Raw genomic sequence first — 21,628 nt, forward strand, 5'->3', positions numbered from 1 at the left:
CTGCCCCTAGAATCCAGCAACCGTTGGATTGCGGAGAGGATGCGGCGATGACCGGGCTGGACCGGCGGCCCGCGGCCGCCACCGACGCGACGCTGCCACGCGGCCCCCTTGCCGGCTTCGCCGCAGGCTCGCTCGGCATGGGCATCTGGGTGACCGTGCCCGGCCTGCTGCTGCTCTACTTCCTCACCGACGTGCTGGCCGTCGGGCCGTGGCTGGCCGGCCTGGCGCTGCTGCTGCCGAAGATCGCCGACGTGCTGCTGCACCCCTGGGTGGGGCACCGCGCCGACGTGGAGCAGACCCGACGCGGCGACCGTCGTCGCCTGCTGCTGCTCGGCTGCGTCCTGCCGCTCGCGTTCGCCGCGCTCTTCGCCGTGCCCGGCGGCCTGACCGGCGCGCCAGCGGCCGCGTGGGTGGCGGTGTTCTTCATCGCCGGCAACCTGCTCTTCGCCGCCTACCAGGTGCCCTACCTGGCCACCCCCGCCGACCTGCGCATCGGCTACCACGAACGCACCCGCCTGATGGCGTTCCGGATGGTCGTGCTGACCCTGGGCATCCTGGTCTCCGGGCTGCTGGCCCCGCTGCTCACCGGCGGCGACGCCGCGACGCGGGGCGGCTACCAGCGCATGGGCGTGGTCCTCGCCGTGGGGATGTTGGTGGCCATGCTGGTCGGTGTCGCCGGCATCGCCCGGCTGCGCGGATCCGCGCCGGCCGCCGCCGCGGCCGGGCACGGCGGGTGGCGGGCCCTGCGCACGGCGCTGCGCGACAGGCAGTTCCGGTGGCTGGTCACCGCGTACCTGGCGATGTCCACCACCACCCACCTGGTGCTCGCCGGGGTGCCCTACTACGCCGAGTACGAGCTGCGCGCGCCCCGGCTGACCACGGTGCTGGTGGCCGCCTTCGTGGCGCCGGCGCTGCTGGTCACCCCGGTCTGGCTGGCGGTGGCCCGACGCGTCGGCAAGCAACGGGCGCTGCTCGGCGCGCAGGGCGCGTTCGCGGCCGGCTCGCTGGTGCTGGCGGTGGGCCGCCCGGCCGGCCTGCCGGTGTTGGTGGCCGCGGTGGCGGTGCTCGGGGTGGCGTTCGCCGGCATGCAGCTGCTGCCGTTCTCGATGCTGCCCGACGTGATCCGCGCCGCCAGCACGACCAGCGCCGACGCTGGCGGCACCGGGGCCGGCACCTACACCGGGGTGTGGACGGCCACCGAGGCCACCGGCGCGGCGCTGGGCCCGTACGCGTACGCGCTGTGCCTGGCCGTTGGTGGTTTCGTGGCCTCGACGGCCGGTGAGTCGCCGGCGCAGCCGGACGCCGCGCTCGCGGCGGTCCGCTACGGCTTCGGGTTGCTGCCGGCGGTGGCGATGCTCGCGGCGCTGCTGCTGCAACGCCGCTACACCCTGGACGCGACGGCCCGGGCGACGAGCTGACCGACCGGCACTAGACTTCGCCCTCGATGGACCCCCAGCCCAGCACCACCGAGACCCGCCCGTGCGCCCACTGTGGACGGCCGGTGCCGCAGCGTGTCGGCGCGGGTCGACCGTTTCGCTACTGCCGCGACAACGACGGCGACTGCCAGCGCGCCTCCCGCAACAGCCGGATGCGGCACCGCAACGCCCCCGGTCTGCCGGGGCAGGTGGCCCGCACCTGGGAGGCGGTGGACCGCCTCGACCAGATCGTCGAGACGTTGACCGAGTCGCTGCACGCCGAGTTGTCCCCGGTGGGTGTGCAGCGGCAGCTCGCCCAGGCCCGCGCCGAGGCCGCCACCGAGGTCGCGGCGGCGCAGACCGAACGCGACGAGGCCCGCGACGACGCCGAGGCGGCGGCGGCCGACGCGGCGCGCGCCCGCGAGCAGGCCCGCGACGCCCGCGCCGAGGCCGACGACGCCCGCCAGCGCGCCGAGCAGGCACAGCGGCAGGCCACCGCCGCCGACGAGCGGGCGCAGCACGCCGAGGCCGCCCGCGACCAGGCGCGCCACGACGCCAGCGCCGCCGAGGCGCTGCGCGCCCAGGCCGAGCGCGACCGCGACCAGGCCCGCGCCGAGGTGCGGGACCTGCGCACGCAACGCGATGCCGAACGGCAGCGGGTGACCGACCTGAGCGTGGAACGCGACGCGCTGCGCGCCGAGGCCGAACGGGCCACCCGGGCCGCCGCCGAGGCGACCGAGCGGGCCGGGCGCTGGCAGGCCGAGGTGCAGGACGTCCGACGCCAGATCGAGCAGTCCCGCGCCGACGCGGCACGCACCCGTGCCGAGGCCGCCGACGCCGCCCGGGCGCGTGAGCAGGCCGACCGGGCCCGCGACCGCGCCGAGGTCGCCGCCCGGCAGGCCGACAAGGCCCGGCAGGAGGCCGCGGAGCTGGCCGCGCGGTTGCGCGCGGAGCTGGCCGCCCTGGCCGCCCACCGCGACACGCTCACCGCCGAACTGGCCGTGGCCCGGCAGGCCGCGGTGACCGCCGAGGGCCACCGCACCGCCCTGACGGTACGACTCGACGCCGCCGAAACCGATCGGGACCTGGCCCAGCGGCGAGTGGCGCAGCTCGGTGACCAGGTCAGCGACCTGGCGCTGGCGCTGGCCCGCCTCGGCGCCACAGCTCCCGGCGACGCCACCCGATGATCGTGGCGCAACCTTCGGTAGGCTTGGGCGGTTAACCTCCCCGGTGGCCGCGGACACACACCGTTGTCGCGACCGGCCTGGGGATCACCTCACCGGGTGACCGTCCCGGCCGGCTACCCTTGGTCCCGGCCCACCCGTGGACGCCTCACGCCCTCGGGCGGGAATGGCTCGGCGGGGACGCACCGTTACACCCAGAAGACCAGCACCACGAACGAGGGGAAGTCGATCATGGGCGAGCGTATGCTGCGCGGAAGCCGCCTTGGCGCGGTGAGCTACGAATCCGACCGCAACACGGAGCTCGCGCCGCGTCAGACCCGCGAGTACCTCTGCGCCAAGGGCCACCAGTTCGAGGTGCCGTTCGCCGTCGACGCCGAGGTCCCGATGACCTGGGAATGCAAGTTCGACGGCAGCGTCGCCCGACTCGTCGACGGCAACGAGCCGGAGCAGAAGAAGGCCAAGCCGCCGCGTACCCACTGGGACATGCTGCTGGAGCGGCGTTCGATCGCCGAGCTGGAGGACATCCTCGAGGAGCGCCTGCAGGAGGTTCGGACCCGCCGCGGCCGCGCCTGAGCCGCACGACGCACAACGACGGCGCCCCCGGGGTTCTCCCCGGGGGCGCCGTCGTGTGTCTGCGCGCGGTAGGTGGCCTGCTCTCAGTGCCGGCCGGGCTCCACGATCTCGCCCTCGATGGCGCGGCCGCCGTCGACCACCACCGGCTGTTCCGGCTGCGGAGTCGGTTGCGGCGCACCCTGACGCACCCGCACCGTGCGGGGGCCGAACAGGTCACCGGCGACCATCGACGACACCCGCCGCTCGGTGGCACGGCGCACCCCGGCGCGAGCCAGTCGACGCACCGGCGGCACCAGCAGCAGCAACCCGACCAGCCCGCTGACCAGACCGGGCACCGCCAGCAACAGCGCGCCCGCCAACCCGACGAGCCCGTCGGTCACCTGCCCACCTGGGGGCTGCCCGGCCGCCGCCGCGGAGCGGAACCCACGCCAGGCGCGCATGCCCTCGCGGCGCAGCAGCACCAACCCCAGCAGGGACGCGGCGAACACCAGCAACACCGCCGCCCCGAACCCCAGCGCCCGTCCCACACCGACGAACACCGCCAGCTCCAGCACCACCGCCAGCAACAGGGCCAACGGTACGAACCTCAGTCCTCGGCGCATCTCACCTCATCGCCAATCCTGCGGACACCACGGACGTGCCCCGCCCATCCAGCATGACACGGCCGCGCTCACGGCCACCGTGCCTGACCGGTGGCGGTGCCGTGCAGGCCCCGACGGACCGCCTGACGACGGTCGCGCACACCCCAGGCGGTGATCCGCCACAGCGCCTCGGCCACGATCTTCGGGCTCATCTTGCTGTCGCCGCGTTCCCGCTCGGCGAAGGTGATCGGCACCTCCACGATCCGCACCCCGGCCTGGTGCGCCAGCCGCGACAGCTCCACCTGGAACGAGTAGCCCTGCGAGGTCACCGACTCCAGGTCGATGGCGTCGAGGGCGCTGATCCGGTACACCCGGTAACCGCCGGTGGCGTCCGACACGGGCATGCCCAGCGCCAGGCGCGCGTACAGGTTGCCGCAGCGTGACAGCAGCAGCCGCCGCAGCGGCCAGTTGACCACCCGCGCGCCGCTGGTCCACCGGGAGCCGATCACCACGTCGGCGTCGCGGGCGGCGTCGAGCAGCGCCGGCAGGTCCTCCGGGGCGTGCGAGCCGTCGGCGTCCATCTCCACGACCGCCTGATAACCACGCTCGCGCGCCCACCCGAACCCGGCCAGGTACGCCGCGCCGAGACCCTGCTTGCCGTGGCGGTGCAGCACCTGCACGTGCGCGTCGCCGTCGGCGAGGGCGTCGGCGATCGCGCCGGTGCCGTCGGGGCTGTTGTCGTCGGCGATGAGGATCTGCACCGCCGGGGCGGCGCGCCGGACCCGGCCCACGATCGCGGCGATGTTGTCGGCCTCGTTGTAGGTGGGGATCACCACCAGCACCCGGCCCACCCCGGGCACCTCGTCCGGGCGTCGGATCGTATCGGTCGCCTGGATCACGGTTCCTCCGCTCCCGCCGGCGTACCGGCTGTTGCTATCCGGGCATGACCCGCTGCCGCCGGCGCAGCACCGCCGCGCCGAGCAGGGCCGCCGCGGCCAGCGCGGCGAGCGCCACCTCGGGCCACCAGCCGAGGCGGGTGGCGAGGGTGCGTCCGTCGTCGAGGCGCAACTGCCGCACCACGACCTCTCGGGTGTTGAACCCGGTGGCATCGCTTACCCGCCCGTCGGGTGCGACGAACCCGGACACTCCGACCGTGGAGGCCATCAACGCCGGCCGTCCGTGCTCCACCGCCCGCAGCCGCACCATGGCCATCTGCTGGCGGGCCTCCGCCACGTCGAAGGTGGCGTTGTTGGTCTGCACCACCAGCAGTTGCGCGCCGCCGGTGACGGTGTCGCGGACCACCTCGTCGTAGGCGACCTCGAAGCAGATCACGTCACCGAGCACGGCCGGGCCGGCGCGTACCACGCCCGGGGTGCTTCCGGGCACGAAGTCGGCGCGGATCAGGTCGACCTGTTTGCTGACCATCCGGGCCACGTCGCGCAGCGGCACGTACTCGGCGAACGGCACCGGGTGGCGTTTCGTGTACAGCTGGTCGAGGTCCGCTCCGGTGCCGGGGCGCCACAGGATGCCCGCGTTGCGGACCTCCCCGGCGCCCGGGCCGAGCAGCACCGCGCCGACCAGGATCGGCGCGCCGACGGTGTCGGCGGCCTGGGAGATCCGCGCCCCGGCGGTGGGGTTGCGCAGCGGGTCGATGTCGCTGGAGTTCTCCGGCCACACCACCACGTCGGGTTGGCGCTGCTGCCCGGCGGCGACCCGAGCGGCCAGCTCGATGGTGGCGTCGACGTGGTTGTTGAGCACCGCCTGCCGTTGGGCGTTGAAGTCCAGGCCCAGCCGGGGCACGTTGCCCTGCACGATCGCGACGGTGACGGTGGCGCCGGACCCGGCGGTGGCGACCGGCACCAGCAGACCCCCGGCGGTCAGCGCGACGGCCACGACGGCCGGTACGACCACCGGCGACCACCGGCGTGCCGCCGGGACGCCAGCGCGCGGCGGGGCGTCCAGAGGCCTGTCCGGGCCCGCCGGGGTGTCCAGCGGGCCGTCTGGCTCCGGCGCGGCGTCCAGCGGGCCGTCCGGGGGCGGCGGGGTGGTGTGCGGGGGTGCGGGGCGTGCGGCGGTGGCCCAGGCCCGCCAGGCGGCGGTGACCAGCAACCCGCCGACGAGGGCCACGGCGAAGGTGACAAGTGGGGCGCCGCCCAGCGCGGCCAGGCGCAGCAGTGGTGAGGTGTCCTGGCTGAACGCCAACCGCCCCCACGGGAACCCGCCGAACGGGGTGCGGTCGCGCAGCGCCTCCTGCCCGACCCAGAGCAGCCCGGTCAGCGCCGGCCACGCCCAGCGGGAACGGTCGGCCAGCGGCGACACCCAGGCGGTGGCCGCGCCCAGCAGCGCCAGGTAGCCGGCCTGCAACAGCGACAGCAGCACCCACGGCAGGTAACCGGTGTGCAGGTTCGTCCAGGCCAGCAGCGGGGCGAAGAACGCCACCCCGGTCAGGAAGCCCAGGCCGGCGCCGGCGCGCAACCGCCGCCGGTGCGCGGCGGCGGCCAGCAACGCCACCCCGACGGGCGCGAGCGGCCACACCCCGTACGGGGGGAACGCCACCAGCAGGGCCAGCCCGGCGGCCACGGCCAGGGGCACGGCGACCCGCAGCGGCAACGGCCGACCCGCGACGACCGGCCGGGGCAGCGCCGCCGGGGTGTGCGTCTCATCCCGGTCCAGGGTCGTCACCGCTTCACCTCGATCACCTGGCGAAGGTTACCTGGCTGGCGGGTGCACCGGACGCGTCGGGCCGTCGGGCACGAACCGCCCGGCAGACATGAAATCGGGGCGCGGCTCGCGCCGCGCCCCGATGCTCCCAGGCCCTTCCCGGCCGGTGTGGCGAGGATGGGGCACGACGACCTTCGGACCGACCGGACGTGGACTGGCTGCCCCCGCCGGGCCGTTGTCTACTGGCCGTGCACCTCACCCTGCCCGTACACCGGTAACCGCGGCCGGTTCGCGCCGCCCCGCCGACCCCCGCCCGCTGGACCTGGCCGCCGCGACGATGACGCTGAAAAATGTCGCTCGGCCAGCGGACGAGAGGACGAAGCGAACAACAGCCGCTTCCCGTGGTAGGACTCAAAGACGGTACGTGCCAACCCCCGTCGGTTGTCAACCCGCACCCGGCCTGTCGTGTGATGCGCCACGGCGTGTCGGGTCGGCGAGTCTCAATGCGTACGCAGATGGTGACGCAGCAGTGCCTGCGCGGCCGCCCGGTGCTCCTCGGCGAGCAGCCCTCCGGCGGCCAGCACGTAGTCGGCGTCGATGACCGCCGCGGCGGCGCGCGGCAGCGCCCACCCGCCGGCGTGGTCGGCCAGGACCGCCGTCAGCACCTGCCCGGACACGCCTGCCGGCGCGTGCCGCAGCACCCCACCGGAGCCCACCAGCAGCCGCACGTCGCGCAGGTCCCGTCCGGCCCGCTCACCGGTGGCGGCGCCCCGGGCGTGCCGGCGCATCGCCACCGTCGCGGCGAGGGTGGCGATGCGCCGGTCCACCGCCTGCTCGACGTCGTCGGCGGCCAGGAACGCCGGGTCGGCCGCCCGGCGCGCCGCGGCGGCGCCCAACTCGTCGGACTCGTCGGCGGCGAGCAGCCGCTCCTCGGCGGCGGCGCGCACGACCCCGGGGGCGCTCCACCGCATGCCCAGATCACCCTCCACGGTGCGGGCCCGCCACAGACTGCCGGCGACCTCCCGGCCCGGCCCGGTGGCCCGCTCGTCGGGCGTGAGCACCGAGTACACGTCGGTGGTGGCCCCACCCACGTCGACCACGGCGAGGTCACCGCCGAGGGTGTCGGCGAGCACCTCCACACCGGTGAGCACCGCGTCGGGGGTGGCCGCCCGCACCAGCCGCGCGAACCGGGCGCCCCTGGACAGTCGTTTACCACCGATGACGTGGCGCAGGAACACCGCGCGGATCGCCGCCCGCGCCGACGCCGGGGCGAGCACCCCGATGCGCGGCAGGACGTTGTCCGCGTCGGTGACCGGCACCCCGGCGTCGCGCAGCAGCCCGGTCAGCTGCTCGCGTACGTCGGCGTTGCCCGCGTACACCACGGGGGTGCGCCACCGGGCCCGGGCCAGGCGGGTGGCGTTGTGGGTGACGGTGTCGGCGTCGCCGCCGTCGGTGCCGCCGACGAGCAGCACCACGTCGCACCGGGCCGCCCGCAACGCCGTCAGGTCGGCCGCGCCGAGGCGACCGGCCGCGACGTGCACCACGTGCGCGCCGGCGGACAACCCGACCCGCCGGCCGGCCTGCGCGGTGACCAGCGGCTCGTAGCCGATCACGGCCAGTCGCAACCCGCCACCGGCCGACGAGCACACGTACCACGGCACGTCGCGGACCCCGAGCCCGGCGGTGGCAGCCGCGACCGCGGCGTCCAGGCCGTGCAACACGTCGGTGCCCACCGTGGTGGGCGCCGACGCCGCGCCGACGAGGACACCGGCGGCCAGTTCCACCACCGCCACCTTCGTGTACGTGGAGCCGACGTCCGCGCAGACCGCCAGGGTCACGACTTGCCCTGTTCGCGACTGCGGGGCTCGCAACCCCGGCTCACGTTGTGGCGGCGGGGACGACCACGGTGCCGGTCGCGGTGACCGCCACGATCGGCGGGTCGAGGACCTCGGCGGCGGACGCGGAACGGTCCGGGCGGCCCCGGCACACCACCGCGCAGCTCAACTCCAGGGTGCGGCTGCGGGTGCCCACCCGCGACACCTGCGCGGTCACCTGCACCACGTCCCCGGCGTGGATCGGCGCGTGGAACCGCACGTCGGCGTACCCGGCGAACAGGCCCTCGTCGCCGTCGGTGCGAATGCACACCTCGGTGGCGACGTCGCCGAACAACCCGAGGGCGTACGCCCCGTCGACGAGGTTGCCGGCGTAGTGGGCGTGCGAGTACGGCACATACCGCCGGTGCGTCACCGTCAACCCGAGCCGTGCGTCGGTCATGCCATCGCCTTCCGTTGCGTGATCAGGGCGTGCACGAGGTAGCTGGCCACCTCGCCGGGCGTGGTGCCCCGACCGAAGATCCGGTCCACGCCCAACTCGTCGGTCATCGTCTCGTCGAACCGGGGACCACCGACGATCAGCAGCGGCCGCCGCCCCGCCGGCATCGCCTCGCGGAACGCCGCCGACATCTCCCGGGTGTTGTGCAGGTGCGCGTCGCGTTGGGTGACCACCTGCGACACCAGCACCGCGTCGGCCTTCTCCGCCCGGGCGGTCTCCACCAGTTCCGGCACGCTGACCTGCGCGCCCATGTTGGTGACCTTCAACTCCCGGTAGTACTCCAGGCCCTTCTCCCCCGCGATGCCCTTGACGTTGAGGATCGCGTCGATGCCCACGGTGTGCGCGTCGGTGCCGATGCACGCCCCGACCACTGACAGCTTGCGCCGCAACCGCTGCTTGATCACCGTGTTGACGTCCTTCGCCGACAGCAGCGCGAAGTCGCGTTCCACCACCTGCACGGCGCCCAGGTCGACCAGGTGGTTGGCCCGCCCGTAGACGACGAAGAACGTGAACCCGTCGCCCATCGGCTTGGCGTGCACCACCATCGCCGGGTCGATGCCCATCTTGTTGGCCAACTGCACCGCCGCGCCCTCGGCGCGTTTGTCGTGGGTCACCGGCAGGGTGAACGACACCTGCACCATCCCGTCGCCGGTGGTGTCCCCGTACGGGCGCACGATCTGCTTCACGCCGCTGTGCTGGCTCACGCCGCCGCCTCCAGGATGTCGGTGGCCGGGTTGCAGTAGTCGGCCTCGTGCGCGGCGACCCCGTCGAGACCCTTACCGCGGTCCGCGGGCCGCTTCATGATCCCGAAGGTGCCCTCGGCGATCGCCGTCAGCAGCGTCTGCTCCCCGATGCGCTCCAGCAGGTCCAGTGCCTCACCGAGGACCTGGTTGGCGCGCCGGCGGATGAACCCGCCCGGCGCCGGCACGAAGTCCTCGTGCAGCCCACCGGCCGCGCCGAGGACGTAACGCACGTTCTGCAGGGCGATGTCCCGGTCGGACAACCACGGCGTCACCACCGCCTCGGTCATCATCCCCACCAGCAGGATGCCCTGACCGGTCAGCGCGCCCGCCAGATTGAAGAACCCGTCGAGCAGGTTGCCCCGGAACACGTCACCGGTCATGTGCTTCGTCGGCGGCATCCACTTCAACGGCGCGTCGGGGAACAACTCCCGGGCCAGCAACGCGTGCGCCAACTCCAACCGGAACGACTCCGGCACCTCCGGGTTGATCTCGAACGCGTGCCCCAACCCCAACTGCCAGTCCGCCAACCCCGCCTCGTGCGCGAAGAACTCGTTGAGCAGCTGCGACACCGTCACCGTGTGCGCCTCGTCGACCGCGTCGGCGGTGGTCAGGTAGTTGTCCTCACCGGTGTTGATGATGATCCCGGCGCGGGCGTGCACCTGCCGGGAGAACCGCTGGTCGACGAACGTGCGCACCGGGTTGATGTCGCGGAACAGGATCCCGTACATCGAGTCGTTCAACATCATGTCGAGGCGTTCCAGCCCGGCCAGGGCCGCCATCTCCGGCATGCACAACCCGGACGCGTAGTTGGTCAACCGCACGTAGCGGCCCACCTCCTTCGACGACTCGTCCAACGCCGCGCGCATCAACCGGAAGTTCTCCTGCGTGGCGTACGTGCCGGCGAACCCCTCCCGGGTCGCGCCCTCGGGCACGTAGTCCAGCAGCGACTGCCCGGTGGAGCGGATCACCGCGATCACGTCCGCGCCGGCCCGCGCCGCCGCCTGCGCCTGCGGGATGTCCTCGTAGATGTCGCCGGTGGCGACGATCAGGTAGATCCACGGCCGCTGCTTCGGGTCGCCGTGCCGCTTGATCAGACGGTCCCGCTCGGCGCGCCGCCGGTCGATGCGCCGGACACCCGCGCCGACCGCCTTACGCGCCGCCGACCGGGCCGCCGTCGCCGCCCGCCCGGTGGGCTGGCTGAACCGCACCGACCCGGCGGCGGCCTTCTGCGCCAGCAACGTCACATCGGTGCTGCCGTCGCGAACCAGGGCGTCGAACACCGGCACCGCCACCCCGTGGCCCAACCCCACGTCCGCGGCGACCGCGTCGACGAGCCGGTTCACCCACGGAATGCCGTCCGGGTCGGCGCCGCTCACCCCCGCCAACCGCAGGACCGCCCGCTCCACCGACACCGTGGTGTGGCTGCGCGCCAGGTCCACCACCGGCTGCCCGGCCCGACGCGCCAACTCCCGCGCCCGCGCCACCAGCACCGGATCAAGATCAAGCTTTCCGGTCATGACGACCCTTCCTCATAGATGACCTCACCGCGCAGCACCAGACGCCGGCACACCGGCAGCGGCGTCGGGTCGTCCGGACCCCGCTGCTCCGGGTCCTCGGCCAGCAACACCGGCAGGCCCCGCTCCACCCCCGCCGGCGTCGACCACACCGCGAACGTCGCCGGCGCGCCCAACGCGAGGACCCCCTCGACGTCCAGGTGCACCGCCCGCCACCCACCACGGGTGTGCGCCGCGAACGCGGAGCGCACACCCATCCGCTGCGCCGGGTTGTGGTGCGCCGCCGCCGCCCGCACCGACCCCCACGGGTCCAGCGGCGTCACCGGCGAATCCGACCCGAACGCCAACGCCACCCCCACCGAGTGCATCGCACCCATCGGGTTCGACTCCAACGCCCGGTCCAACCCCAACCGCGTCTCGTACATCCGGCCCGCGCCGCCCCACAACCTGTCGAACGCCGGCTGCATGCTCGCCACCACCCCGTACTCCACGAACCGCGCGATCAACCGCTTGTTCATGATCTCCGCGTGTTCGATGCGGTGCCGGGCCGCCCGCAACCGCTCCACACCCACCGTCTGCGCCGCCGCCGCGAAACCGTCCAGGACGGTGCCGATCGCCGCGTCACCGATGGCGTGGAACCCGCCCTGCATGCCGTGCGCCGCGCAGCCCAGCAGGTGATCGCGCACCTGCTCCGCCGACAGGTACCCGTGCCCGCAACCGTCACCGTCGCCGTCGTCGTACGGCTGCGACACGTGCGCCGTCCGCGACCCCAACGCCCCGTCGGCGAACAGGTCACCTCCGGCGCCCACCGCACCCAACTCCCGGGCCCGCGCCGCGCCACCCAACTCACCCCAGTACCCGTACACCTCCGGCAACCCCGCGCCGGAGACGCCCAGCAGACCGGTGAAGTCCTCCTCGTCGGAGATCTCCGGGCCACCACACTCGTGCACCGCCGCGATCCCCAACGACGCCGCGTGGGCGAGAGCCACCCGCTGCGCCGCCACCCGCTGCGCCCGACTCACCGACCCCTGCGCGGCCGCCCGCACCACATGATGCGCGTCGCGCCGCAGCCACCCCGACGCGTCGTACCCGACCGCCCGCACCGCCTGCGGGCACGCCGCCAGCAACGCCGACGACACCAACGCCGCGTGCAGGGACGCCTGCGACAGGTACACCCGCCGACCACCGCCGGCCCGGTCCAGCGCCGCCGCGTCCGGCAGCGTCGGATCCGACCAACCCGACTCGTCCCAACCGTGCCCCAGCACCACCGCGTCCGCCGGCAGGCCCGCCGCGAACGCCGCCACCGCGTCGAGCAGCTGCCCCGCCGAGCGCGCCCCGGACAACGCCAACCCGGACAACGCCAACCCGGTGTCGGTGGCGTGCACGTGCGCGTCGACGAACGCCGGCGTCACCAACGCCCCACCCAGGTCCACCACCCGGTCGGCCGGCGGCGCGTCATCGTCGGTTCCCAACCAGGCAATCCGCCCACCGGACACCAGCAGCGCGGTGGCGCTCGGGTCGGCGGGGCAGTGCAGCACGCCGCCGCGGTACAACGTCGAGGGGTTCGTCATGACCTCAGTCTGCCGCGATCCGCGCCGCGAACAGCTGACGCACCCCCGGCTCGGCCCGCAGCAAACCCAACGCCAACTCCGCGTGCCCCGGCACGTACCCGTTGCCGACCAGCATCGTCACGTCCGCCGCCAACCCCTCCGCGCCCAACGCGGCCGCGGAGAAGCTCGTCGCCATCGAGAAGAAGATCACCGTGCCGCCGTCCGCGGTGGCCAACACCGCGCCGTGCTCACACCCCGGCACGTCCACGCAGACCACCGTCACGTCCGCCGGCACACCCAGCGCGGTGGTCACCGCCGTGGACAACCCCACCGGGTCGCGCGCGTCGGCCAACGCCACCACCGACGCCAGGCCGGCGGCCGTCAGCGCGTCGCGCTCCGCCGCCACCGGCACCACCCCGACGGTACGCGCGGCGCCCGCCCGCCGTGCCGCGGCGAGAGACAGCGACCCGCTCTTACCGGCCCCACCGATCACCGCGACCCGCACCGGCGTCGGATCACCGCCACGCCGACGCTCCTCGACATAGCGCGACACCACCCGGGCGGTCAGCGCGGGCGCCCCGCACACGTCCAGCACGGCGAGGGACAACTGCGGGTCCTCGTCCTCGGGCAGCACCGCGGCGATGGACCGCGCGAACAGGATCGCCCACCCGTCGCAGGGCACCTGCTCGCTGCGCCCGTCCCAACGGGCCAACCCGTCGGTGATCACCAGGGGCGTCAACGTCAACGACACCAGGGAGGCGACCCGCTGCCCCGCCCGGAGCCCCAGCGGGGACCGCCGACCGGCCTCCTCGACCGTGCCGATCAACATGCCGCCCGACCCGGTCACCGGGTTCTGCATCTTCCCCCGGGTCGCGATGATCTCCAGCACCTCGGCGCGGACCGCGTCACCGTTCCCGCCGTGCTTCTCCGACAACTGCCGGAAGCTCGCCGCGTCCAGGTTGAGCCGCTGCACCCGGATCCGCACCTCGTTCGGCGCGATCGCCGCCGACGTGTCCAGGCGCCAGGCCGCCTGCGGCAGCACCCCCGCCGGTTGCACGACGCGGTGCAGTCCCACCGGTGACGTCACGCCAACCTCCCCCTGCCAGCCGTCCGAAGCCCCGGTCAAGGCTCGCGTAACGGGAAAACTTACGGCAGACTAGTTTCTGTACCGAATATTTTCCAGTAGCCTTCGGGCTTCGTTGACCAGCCGTAACACCGAGGAGGGGCCGTGACCCAGACCCAACCGGTTGAGACCATCCCTCAACCCCGTCACGCCCCGGTCGCCGCACCGACCGCCGGGCAGCCCTACGAATACCACCGCCGCCCCCTGGTCGAACCCGACTGGACCCGCTTCCCCGGCTGGCGCCACGTCACCCGCGACCAGTGGGAATCCGCCCAGTGGCAGCGCGTCAACTGCGTCAAGAACATCAAGCAGCTCCGCGCCGTCTTCGGTGACCTGATCGACGAGACCTTCTACGCCGACCTCGAGGCCGACCAGTTGGCCCTGGCCACCATGTCCATGCTGGTGCCACCCCAAATGATCAACACGATGGTGCCGTTCGCGACGCCCACCACCGAGGCGCTGCTCGCCGACCCCATCCGCCGCTACATGATCCCCGTCGCCTCCGACCGGCGCACCGACTGGCCCTCACACCCCTACGCCAGCCGCGACAGCCTCCACGAGCACGACATGTGGGTCGCCGAAGGACTCACCCACCGCTACCCCACCAAGGTTCTCGCCGAACTGCTCTCCACCTGCCCCCAGTACTGCGGGCACTGCACCCGGATGGACCTCGTCGGCAACTCCACCCCCGCCGTCGACAAACTCAAACTCACCCTCAAGCCCGTCGAGCGCTACGACGCCCACATCGCCTACCTCAAGGCCCACCCCGGCGTCCGTGACGTGGTCGTCTCCGGCGGCGACGTCGCCAACGTCCCCTGGCGCAACCTCGAGTCGTACCTCATGCGGCTGCTCGAACTGGAGACGGTCCGCGACATCCGGCTCGCCACCAAGGCCCTCATGGGCCTACCCCAACACTGGCTGCAGCCCGACGTCGTCCAAGGCCTGGAACGCGTCGCCCGCACCGCCGCCCGCCGCGGCGTCAACCTCGCCATCCACACCCACGTCAACCACGCCCAGTCGCTCACCCCACTTGTCGCCAAGGCCACCCAGACCGCCCTCGACGTCGGCGTCCGCGACGTCCGCAACCAGGGCGTCCTCATGCGCGGCGTCAACGCCACCACCCCGGATCTGCTCGACCTCTGCTTCGCCCTCCAGGGCGAAGCCGGGATCCTGCCGTACTACTTCTACATGTGCGACATGATCCCCAACGCCGAACACTGGCGAGTCCCGGTCTGGCACGCACAGCTTCTCCAGCACGACATCATGGGCTACCTCCCCGGCTACGCCACCCCGCGCATCGTCTGCGACGTCCCCTTCGTCGGCAAGCGCTGGGTGCACATGCTCACCGACTACGACCGTGAGCGCGGCATCTCCTACTGGACGAAGAACTACCGCACCTCCATCGAGTCCGCCGACCTGGAGGCGCTCAACAAGCGCTACGCCTACTACGACCCGATCGACACCCTCCCCGCCGACGGCCAGCAGTGGTGGGCCGACCACCGCGACGACTGACCCCACCGACGACACCCCGGCCACGCCCCGGGGTGTCGTCGCCTGTCCCCTCCGCCCGCTCGCGAAGCAGCGCTCCGGACGGTCAGGACGGCTGGACCTGGTCGAACAGGGCGAGAGCATCGGCGGGGTCCGGGCTCACGAGGCGTTCCAGACCGGCCATCGTGATCGCCGCCCACCTGCCGGCCCGCGCCGACATCCGTTCCTCGAAGGCGCGGACGGCCTCGTCCAGGTCTTGCGGGTCGTCGGCAATGGACTCCGCGAGTTCGGCGCCGTCCAGCATCGCGAGGTTCGCGCCGGCTCCCAACGGCGCCATCAGGTGGGCGGCATCGCCCAGTAGGGTCACCCCGCGGACATGGGCCCAGGTGTGCGACTCGGGCAGCACATAGATGGGGCGGTGGACGAAGGCACTGCCGTGGCCGAGCAGGTCCAGGACGGGAGCGGCCCACCCGTCGAACAACGACAGAAGCCCCGACCGCGCGGCTTCGACGTCGGCCAGGTCCAGGTCGCCGTGCCAGTCCCGCGGCGCGCGGAACTTGACGTACACCTTGACGTGACCGCCGCTGTTGCGCTGGGCGACGATAGACCGGTTCACGCCGTACACGGCCACCGAACCGTCGCCGATCAACTCAGCGAGGTCAGGGTGGCGGTTGTCGACATCGTCGAGGGAGGTCTCGACCGACGTGACGCCGGTGTACCGCGGCGTCACCGACGAGACCACCGGGCGGACCCGGGACCAGGCGCCGTCCGCGCCCACCACGAGATCGAAGGACTCCTGCCGCCCGTCCGCGAACTGAACCAGCACGCCATCCCCGGTCCCCGGCACCACCTGCGCCACCTCTCGCCCCCACTGCACGTCGAGAGAGCCGAGCAGCAGGTCGCGGAGCTGCCCACGGTCGATCTCCGGGTTGGCCCGCTCATCCGGCGACGGTCGCCAGTCCCGCAGAACGGCCCCGGCAGTGTCCAGGATGCGCATGGCCTGCCCCTCGGGACGAGACAGCGCCTGGAACTCTGCCAGCAGCCCCGCCTTCGCCAGGGCCAGCTGGCCCAGCCCTTCGTGCAGGTCCAGCGTGCCGCCCGGGGGACGGGAGTCGCGCGCGCTGTCGCGTTCGAGGATGGTGACGGGGTAACCGTGGCGGTGGAGGACACGGGCGAAGGTAAGGCCGGCAGGACCGCCCCCGACCACAGCGATACGGTGTCTCATGGCAATACACCGTATCGCCCCCGTAGAATGCACCGCAACAGCAGCAGGGAGTGACCATGACCGTGTGGGACCGGCCGGAGCCGCCGACTCCCCCCGTGCCGCTCGACCGGGAGCAGATCATCGCCGCCGCCATCGCGCTCGCCGACGAGGGCGGGCTGGAAGCGGTGTCCTTACGCAAGGTCGCCGCCCGGCTGACCGCCGGCCCGATGCGGCTGTACGGATACATCTCCACCAAGGACGAACTGCTCGACCTCATGATCGACGCCGTCAACGCCGAGATCCTCCCCGACGAGCAGCCCACTGACTGGCGGGAAGCGCTGCGCACCCTCGCCCACCGCACCAGGCAAACCGCCCTGCGCCACGAATGGCTGGCCGACCTGCTCGGCGGCCGCCCCACCCTGGGCCCCAACGGCCTCGCCGTCACCGAGGCCAACCTGGCCGCCCTCGACGGCCTCGCCGACATCGACACCATCATGCGCGCCGCCGAAACCGTCAGCGCCTACACCACCGGCGCGATCAGGCGCGAGATCGCGAACCTACGGGCCGAGCGCGCCACCGGCCTGTCCAAGCGCGACTGGCAGCGCGCCAACGGCCCGCACGTGACAACAATGCTGGCCACCGGCCGCTTCCCCACGCTGACCAAGGCCGTGCACGACGCCACAGACGTCGACGCCGAGGCATCCTTCGCGACCGGCCTGGACTGGGTCCTCGACGCCGTCGCCGCCAAACTCACCCGACCGCCGACCTAACACCCACACCAGTCAGGCGCTGATACCGGCGAGCACCAGGTCGGCGACCCGACCGATCACCCGGGCACTCGTCGCCGCCGGCAACCGCCGAAGCGACGCGATGGCCAACAGACCGGCCCGGACGTCGTCGACGCCGACCCCCTCACGCAGCACACCCGCCGCACTGGCCCGCACCACCAGCACATTCAACGCCTGCGCGTGTTCACGCCGCTCCCGCTGAAACGCCGCACCCACCTCACCAGGCCCCAACAACGCCTCGTTGAGCGCCCGATCATGGACCTGCCGCTCAGCGAACTCCCGCACCACCCCCGACAGCGCCCGCCACGGGTCCGGATCGTCAAGCGCGCGACGCACCTGCACACCGCAGGCCTCCACACGCTCGGCCAGGACCGTCGCCACCAACTCCGTACGCGTCGGAAAATGCCGGTACAGCGTCGCCACCCCAACCCCCGCCCGTCGCGCCACCTCCCGCATCGGCGCCTCGAGCCCCTCCGACGCGAACGCCTCCCGGGCCGCCGCCACCACCCGATCACGGTTGGACCGGGCATCGGCACGCCGCATCTGAGACATCTCCGACCGGCCTTCCTCTCACTTGACCCCACAACGGAACAGGTGCTCCGTTTCCGACCTACGGTACGACCACCAGCACGTCACCCCAGGCAGAGGAGCTCCTGATGTTCGCCCTGCAGTACGACCGGTTCGGCGGCCCCGAGGTACTCCACCTCGGCACCACCACCGCGCCACGGCCCCGGGCCGGCCAGATCCGCATCCGCGTCCACGCCGCCGGGGTCTCCCCCGTCGACGTCGGCCTCCGCTCCGGCCGCACCCCGATGAGCGCCCAACTGCCGTTGCCACACATCCCCGGCGTCGACGCGGCCGGCATCGTCGACGAGATCGGCGACGACGTCGACGGCGTAACCCTCGGCGACCACGTCTTCGGCATCGTCGATCTGACCACACTCGGCGGCGCGAGCGCACAGTTCGCGGTACTACAGCTCTGGGCGCACAAACCCACCACCATGCCGTGGACCCAGGCCGGCGCGGCCGGCACCAGCACCGAGACCGCCACCCGCGCCCTCGACCTACTGCACCTGCGACCCGGCATGACACTGCTCGTCGATGGCGCCGCCGGTGGCGTCGGCAGCATCGCCGTCCAACTCGCCACCGCCCGCGGCGTCCACGTCATCGGCACCGCCCGCACCGACAACCACGACTTCCTCCGCACCCTCGGGGCCACACCTGTCACCTACGGCCCCGACCTCCCCGGCCGCCTCGACGCCCTGAACGTGACCCGGATCGACCGCGCCCTCGACGTCGCCGGCGCCGGCTCCCTGACCGAACTGCTCCACCTCACCGGCGACCCGACAGCGGTACTCACCCTGGCCGACTTCACCGCCCCCACGCACGGCATCCGCCTCTCCATGGGGCAGCTCGCCGGCGAACCCGACGGCCGCCACGGCCTGCCCGCCGCAGCCGACCTCTTCACCAAGGGCCGGCTCACGGTGCCGATCGGGGCCGCCTTCCCCCTGGAAAAGGCGGCCGACGCACACCGGACGGCCGAGCACGGACCCCGCCGCGGCAAGATCGTCCTGACCGTCGACGACACACCGGGAAGCTGAGCGTCGCGGGCACCCGCCGACGCCTCGCCGCACGCCTCAGGCGCCGGCCAGCACCTCCGACAACGGCGCCGGCGCCAGCCCGCGTTCACGCAACCCGGCCAGGATGTGCGGCAACGCCTCATCGGTCATCGCCGCGTTCGCCTCGGTCACGTGCATGATCACCACCGACCCGGGGCGGACGTGGTCCAACACCGCCCGCACCAACGGCTTCCACGCCGTCGCGAACGGATCACCGCTGACCACGTCCCCGTCGACCACCGTCACACCCAACGGCGCCAACGCGTCCAGCGTCGCCGGGTCGTGGCACAACCCCGGAAACCGGAAGTACCGGGTCTGCCGACCCCCGTACGGCTCGATCACCTCGAACGTCTTCGCCACATCGGCGGCCAACTCGTCGACCGGCAACCGAGGCAGGTCATAACAGTCGGCGGTGAACGCCGCGTGCCCGTAGGTGTGGTTGGCCAACTCGAAGCGCGGGTTACCGGCGATCCGCCGGGTCACGTCCGGATACCGCTGCACCCACTTGCCGGTCAGGAAGAAGGTCGCCGGCACCCGCTCGCGCTCCAGCAGGTCGAGGATGCGCAGGTTCGCGTACGACTTCACCCGGCCGGCCCGCAGGCTGGCCAGCATCCCGTCGGTCATGTCCGCGTCGAAGGTCAACGCGACCTTGGTGCCGGCGCGCGGGCCGTGATCCACCACCGGCGCCCTGGTCCCCACCCGCGTCGCCCCCGGGACAGCCTGCGGGGTGGCGGGAGCCGTTGGCGTCGCCACCGCCGGCGATGCCGTGCCGCTGGCCGTCGGCACGGCCGGCGAGGCGGACGCCCCGACGAAGACAGGACGGTCCGGCGGCGGCACCCGGGACGCCGAGCACGCGACACCGCCGACGAGGCCCACCGCCACCAGTACGCCACACCATAATGGGCGGAGCCAAGGTCGGATCACGCCGCAGATCATCGCAGAAGCGAAACAACCTCACTGTCCCCCTGACCCCAGCGCGGAGCAGGGGTGCGGGCGGGGTGCGGGGTTACGCGGAGCCGGCGCGCGGGGCGTACATGATGACTGCCACGCCGAGCAGGCAGAGCGCCGCGCCGGTCACGTCCCACCGGTCCGGGCGGAAGCCGTCCACCACCATCGCCCAGCCCAACGAGCCGGCCACGAACACCCCGCCGTACGCGGCCAGGATCCGGCCGAAGTTCGCGTCCGGCTGGAACGTAGCGACGAAGCCGTAACAGCCCAGCGCGACCACCCCGGCCGCGATCCACCACAGCCCGCGCTGCTCCCGCCAGCCCTGCCAGACCAGCCACGCGCCGCCGATCTCGGCCAGCGCGGCCAGCGCGAACAACATCAGGGAACGCAGCACGGTCACCGGCCGACCCTAGCCGCAGCACGCGACAGGTCCCCGGGCGGCAATGCCACCCGGGGACCCGCGGACCGCTCAGGTCACTTCGTGAAGGAGTCCTTCACGTTGCGACCGGCGTCCTTGACGTTCTGACCGGCCTGCTTGGCGCGCGCGTCGCTCTGCTGGCTGGCGCCCTCGCCACGCATCCGCTCGTTGTCGGTCATGTCGCCGACGCGCTCCCTCGCGGCGCCGGCCATCTGCTCAGCCTTGTTCTTGGCCTTCTCGGTGAAGCTCATCGGGCCTCCTCGGTCTGGCGGTTGTCCCGGCTTGCTTGCCCGCTCTCCGGGTGCCGAAACCGGCGGTGCCGGTCGGCACACCCGGTAAGGCATCCTAGGAAGATAGGTAGTGGCGGGGTCGCCTGTCGACCCGGCCCCACGATGGTTAACTGACCGCATGGGAGAGCTCCTGCTGATCCGGCACGGCGAAACCAGCTGGAGCGCCAGCCTGCGGCACACCTCGTACACCGACCTGGAGCTGACTCCCGACGGCGAGCGACAGGCCCGCACCCTGGCCGCGTTCCTGGCCGGCCGGCGCTTCGTCACCGTGCTGGCCAGCCCCCGCTCCCGGGCGCTGCGCACCGCGCAGCTGGCCGGGCTCACCGTCGACGGCGTCGACGAGGACCTCAGCGAGTGGAACTACGGCGACTACGAGGGCCGCACCACCGTCGACATCCACGAGGACGATCCGCACTGGAACATCTGGACCGACGGCTGCCCCGGCGGGGAGTCCCCCGCGCAGGTGGGCGAACGGCTCGACCGGGTGCTGGCCCGTGTCACCCCGCTGCTCGACCGGGGCACCGTCGCGCTGGTCGGGCACGCGCACAGCCTGCGGGTGCTCGGCGCCCGCTGGATCGGGCTGCCCCCGTCCGCCGGCGGACGGCTACGCCTGGAGACCGCCACGGTCAGCGCGCTCGGTCACGAACACGGCCGGCAGGTCATCCTGCGGTGGAACCAGCCGGCTCCTCCGGCACCCGGGACCGCGACCGACTCGGTGCCCCAGCGCTGATCTTCGGCGGCCGGTTCTCGTACGGCGTGGACAGCACCACGGTCGTCCGGGTCGTGACGTTCGCCGAGGTACGGATCTCCTGCAGCACCCGCTCCAGGTCGGTGGGACTGGCCACCCGCACCAGCAGCAGGTAGAAGTCCTCCCCCGCCACCGAGTAGCAGGAGTCGATCTCCGGCAGGTGGGCGAGGCGCTCCGGGGCGTCGTCGGGCTGCGACGGGTCGAACGGCCGGATCGCCACGAACGCGGTAAGCGGCAGGTCCAACGCCTCGAACGACACCCGGGCGGCGTACCCCTTGAGCACCCCGCGCTGCTCCAGCCGGCGAACCCGCTGGTGCACGGCGGACACCGACAGCCCCACCCGCTCGGCCAGGTCGGTGTACGACAGACGGCCGTCGGCGGTGAGCGCGGCGACGATAGCGCGGTCGATCTCCTCCACGGCGTGCAACCTACCGGGAAAACCGCCGCACG

Annotated in this window: 22 protein-coding genes; 7 read left to right on the forward strand and 15 right to left on the reverse strand. The window is 73.0% G+C overall.

What is annotated here, in order from left to right; translation table 11 throughout:
* Positions 1-47 precede the first annotated feature (47 nt).
* The 3 genes from ACLQ3B_RS28230 to ACLQ3B_RS28240 all read left to right on the forward strand — a co-directional run bounded on the left by ACLQ3B_RS28230 (position 48) and on the right by ACLQ3B_RS28240 (position 3,172).
* Positions 48-1,418: an MFS transporter gene (locus ACLQ3B_RS28230; RefSeq protein WP_425783719.1), complete on the forward strand. Its 1,371-nt coding sequence runs from the start codon at positions 48-50 to the stop codon at positions 1,416-1,418.
* A gap of 26 nt (positions 1,419-1,444) precedes the next feature.
* Complete coding sequence (locus ACLQ3B_RS28235) at positions 1,445-2,602, forward strand: hypothetical protein (RefSeq protein ID WP_425783720.1); 1,158 nt, start codon at positions 1,445-1,447, stop codon at positions 2,600-2,602.
* 228 nt (positions 2,603-2,830) lie between these two features.
* Entirely contained in the window at positions 2,831-3,172 is a 342-nt protein-coding gene (locus tag ACLQ3B_RS28240) for an RNA polymerase-binding protein RbpA (RefSeq protein ID WP_030489777.1), read from the forward strand.
* Between the two features lie 83 nt (positions 3,173-3,255).
* Here the strand turns inward: ACLQ3B_RS28240 and ACLQ3B_RS28245 are convergent, their stop codons facing one another.
* The 9 genes from ACLQ3B_RS28245 to ACLQ3B_RS28285 form a co-directional block, all read right to left on the reverse strand.
* Positions 3,256-3,774 carry an FxsA family protein gene (locus ACLQ3B_RS28245; protein WP_425783721.1) on the reverse strand — a complete coding sequence of 173 codons (519 nt, stop codon included), beginning with the start codon at positions 3,772-3,774 and terminating at the stop codon, positions 3,256-3,258.
* 68 nt (positions 3,775-3,842) lie between these two features.
* A complete protein-coding gene (locus tag ACLQ3B_RS28250) occupies positions 3,843-4,652 on the reverse strand; it encodes a polyprenol monophosphomannose synthase (RefSeq protein ID WP_425783722.1) in 810 nt (269 codons plus the stop codon).
* A gap of 34 nt (positions 4,653-4,686) precedes the next feature.
* Positions 4,687-6,435, reverse strand: coding sequence for an apolipoprotein N-acyltransferase (gene lnt / locus ACLQ3B_RS28255; protein ID WP_425783723.1), 1,749 nt, complete (start codon positions 6,433-6,435; stop codon positions 4,687-4,689).
* A gap of 479 nt (positions 6,436-6,914) precedes the next feature.
* Positions 6,915-8,252: a glutamate mutase L gene (locus ACLQ3B_RS28260; protein WP_425783724.1), complete on the reverse strand. Its 1,338-nt coding sequence runs from the start codon at positions 8,250-8,252 to the stop codon at positions 6,915-6,917.
* 40 nt (positions 8,253-8,292) lie between these two features.
* Positions 8,293-8,688, reverse strand: coding sequence for a hotdog domain-containing protein (locus ACLQ3B_RS28265; RefSeq protein WP_425783725.1), 396 nt, complete (start codon positions 8,686-8,688; stop codon positions 8,293-8,295).
* Complete coding sequence (locus tag ACLQ3B_RS28270; protein WP_425783726.1) at positions 8,685-9,449, reverse strand: OAM dimerization domain-containing protein; 765 nt, start codon at positions 9,447-9,449, stop codon at positions 8,685-8,687. Before ACLQ3B_RS28270 ends, ACLQ3B_RS28265 begins: the two co-directional genes overlap by 4 nt.
* Positions 9,446-11,005, reverse strand: coding sequence for a lysine 5,6-aminomutase subunit alpha (locus tag ACLQ3B_RS28275; protein ID WP_425783727.1), 1,560 nt, complete (start codon positions 11,003-11,005; stop codon positions 9,446-9,448). The genes ACLQ3B_RS28270 and ACLQ3B_RS28275 overlap by 4 nt, the downstream gene beginning before the upstream one ends.
* On the reverse strand, positions 11,002-12,573 hold the full coding sequence (locus ACLQ3B_RS28280) for an amidohydrolase (RefSeq protein ID WP_425783728.1): 1,572 nt from the start codon (positions 12,571-12,573) through the stop codon (positions 11,002-11,004). Before ACLQ3B_RS28280 ends, ACLQ3B_RS28275 begins: the two co-directional genes overlap by 4 nt.
* A gap of 4 nt (positions 12,574-12,577) precedes the next feature.
* Positions 12,578-13,627 carry a zinc-binding alcohol dehydrogenase gene (locus ACLQ3B_RS28285; protein ID WP_425783781.1) on the reverse strand — a complete coding sequence of 350 codons (1,050 nt, stop codon included), beginning with the start codon at positions 13,625-13,627 and terminating at the stop codon, positions 12,578-12,580.
* A gap of 153 nt (positions 13,628-13,780) precedes the next feature.
* On the opposite strand from ACLQ3B_RS28285, the gene ACLQ3B_RS28290 reads away from it, so the two are divergent.
* Positions 13,781-15,187, forward strand: coding sequence for a KamA family radical SAM protein (locus ACLQ3B_RS28290; RefSeq protein ID WP_425783729.1), 1,407 nt, complete (start codon positions 13,781-13,783; stop codon positions 15,185-15,187).
* Positions 15,188-15,269: 82 nt separating this feature from the next.
* On the opposite strand, the gene ACLQ3B_RS28295 is transcribed toward ACLQ3B_RS28290, so the two are convergent.
* A complete protein-coding gene (locus ACLQ3B_RS28295; protein ID WP_425783730.1) occupies positions 15,270-16,388 on the reverse strand; it encodes an FAD-dependent oxidoreductase in 1,119 nt (372 codons plus the stop codon).
* 56 nt (positions 16,389-16,444) lie between these two features.
* Between ACLQ3B_RS28295 and ACLQ3B_RS28300 the strand changes: the two genes are divergently transcribed.
* Entirely contained in the window at positions 16,445-17,137 is a 693-nt protein-coding gene (locus tag ACLQ3B_RS28300; RefSeq protein WP_425783731.1) for a TetR/AcrR family transcriptional regulator, read from the forward strand.
* Between the two features lie 12 nt (positions 17,138-17,149).
* Here ACLQ3B_RS28300 and ACLQ3B_RS28305 read toward each other — a convergent pair whose 3' ends face one another.
* On the reverse strand, positions 17,150-17,698 hold the full coding sequence (locus tag ACLQ3B_RS28305; protein WP_425783732.1) for a TetR/AcrR family transcriptional regulator: 549 nt from the start codon (positions 17,696-17,698) through the stop codon (positions 17,150-17,152).
* Positions 17,699-17,811: 113 nt separating this feature from the next.
* Between ACLQ3B_RS28305 and ACLQ3B_RS28310 the strand changes: the two genes are divergently transcribed.
* Positions 17,812-18,756, forward strand: a complete 945-nt coding sequence (locus ACLQ3B_RS28310) for an NADP-dependent oxidoreductase (protein WP_425783733.1) — start codon at positions 17,812-17,814, stop codon at positions 18,754-18,756.
* Positions 18,757-18,792: 36 nt separating this feature from the next.
* Here the strand turns inward: ACLQ3B_RS28310 and ACLQ3B_RS28315 are convergent, their stop codons facing one another.
* The 3 genes from ACLQ3B_RS28315 to ACLQ3B_RS28325 all read right to left on the reverse strand — a co-directional run bounded on the left by ACLQ3B_RS28315 (position 18,793) and on the right by ACLQ3B_RS28325 (position 20,391).
* Positions 18,793-19,656 (reverse strand): polysaccharide deacetylase family protein, encoded by an 864-nt coding sequence (locus ACLQ3B_RS28315; RefSeq protein ID WP_425783734.1) that lies wholly within the window; start codon positions 19,654-19,656, stop codon positions 18,793-18,795.
* 124 nt (positions 19,657-19,780) lie between these two features.
* Positions 19,781-20,122, reverse strand: coding sequence for a YnfA family protein (locus ACLQ3B_RS28320; protein WP_425783735.1), 342 nt, complete (start codon positions 20,120-20,122; stop codon positions 19,781-19,783).
* Positions 20,123-20,196: 74 nt separating this feature from the next.
* Complete coding sequence (locus ACLQ3B_RS28325; protein WP_196926602.1) at positions 20,197-20,391, reverse strand: CsbD family protein; 195 nt, start codon at positions 20,389-20,391, stop codon at positions 20,197-20,199.
* 157 nt (positions 20,392-20,548) lie between these two features.
* Between ACLQ3B_RS28325 and ACLQ3B_RS28330 the strand changes: the two genes are divergently transcribed.
* Entirely contained in the window at positions 20,549-21,160 is a 612-nt protein-coding gene (locus ACLQ3B_RS28330) for a histidine phosphatase family protein (RefSeq protein WP_425783736.1), read from the forward strand.
* Here the strand turns inward: ACLQ3B_RS28330 and ACLQ3B_RS28335 are convergent.
* A complete protein-coding gene (locus ACLQ3B_RS28335; RefSeq protein WP_327035942.1) occupies positions 21,090-21,596 on the reverse strand; it encodes an Lrp/AsnC family transcriptional regulator in 507 nt (168 codons plus the stop codon). The genes ACLQ3B_RS28330 and ACLQ3B_RS28335 overlap by 71 nt on opposite strands.
* Positions 21,597-21,628 lie beyond the last annotated feature (32 nt).

Source organism: Micromonospora sp. DT53 (assembly GCF_049841535.1).
Lineage (GTDB): Bacteria > Actinomycetota > Actinomycetes > Mycobacteriales > Micromonosporaceae > Micromonospora.

Excerpts from the sequence above, each read along its gene's own strand:
- ACLQ3B_RS28240 (WP_030489777.1), top strand. The coding sequence starts at position 2,831 with ATGGGCGAGCGTATGCTGCGCGGAAGCCGCCTTGGCGCGGTGAGCTAC.
- ACLQ3B_RS28245 (WP_425783721.1), bottom strand. The coding sequence starts at position 3,774 with ATGCGCCGAGGACTGAGGTTCGTACCGTTGGCCCTGTTGCTGGCGGTG.
- ACLQ3B_RS28295 (WP_425783730.1), bottom strand. The coding sequence starts at position 16,388 with ATGAGACACCGTATCGCTGTGGTCGGGGGCGGTCCTGCCGGCCTTACC.
- ACLQ3B_RS28300 (WP_425783731.1), top strand. The coding sequence starts at position 16,445 with ATGACCGTGTGGGACCGGCCGGAGCCGCCGACTCCCCCCGTGCCGCTC.
- ACLQ3B_RS28230 (WP_425783719.1), top strand. The coding sequence starts at position 48 with ATGACCGGGCTGGACCGGCGGCCCGCGGCCGCCACCGACGCGACGCTG.
- ACLQ3B_RS28235 (WP_425783720.1), top strand. The coding sequence starts at position 1,445 with ATGGACCCCCAGCCCAGCACCACCGAGACCCGCCCGTGCGCCCACTGT.
- ACLQ3B_RS28280 (WP_425783728.1), bottom strand. The coding sequence starts at position 12,573 with ATGACGAACCCCTCGACGTTGTACCGCGGCGGCGTGCTGCACTGCCCC.
- ACLQ3B_RS28275 (WP_425783727.1), bottom strand. The coding sequence starts at position 11,005 with ATGACCGGAAAGCTTGATCTTGATCCGGTGCTGGTGGCGCGGGCGCGG.
- ACLQ3B_RS28310 (WP_425783733.1), top strand. The coding sequence starts at position 17,812 with ATGTTCGCCCTGCAGTACGACCGGTTCGGCGGCCCCGAGGTACTCCAC.
- ACLQ3B_RS28305 (WP_425783732.1), bottom strand. The coding sequence starts at position 17,698 with ATGCGGCGTGCCGATGCCCGGTCCAACCGTGATCGGGTGGTGGCGGCG.
- ACLQ3B_RS28265 (WP_425783725.1), bottom strand. The coding sequence starts at position 8,688 with ATGACCGACGCACGGCTCGGGTTGACGGTGACGCACCGGCGGTATGTG.
- ACLQ3B_RS28330 (WP_425783736.1), top strand. The coding sequence starts at position 20,549 with ATGGGAGAGCTCCTGCTGATCCGGCACGGCGAAACCAGCTGGAGCGCC.
- ACLQ3B_RS28325 (WP_196926602.1), bottom strand. The coding sequence starts at position 20,391 with ATGAGCTTCACCGAGAAGGCCAAGAACAAGGCTGAGCAGATGGCCGGC.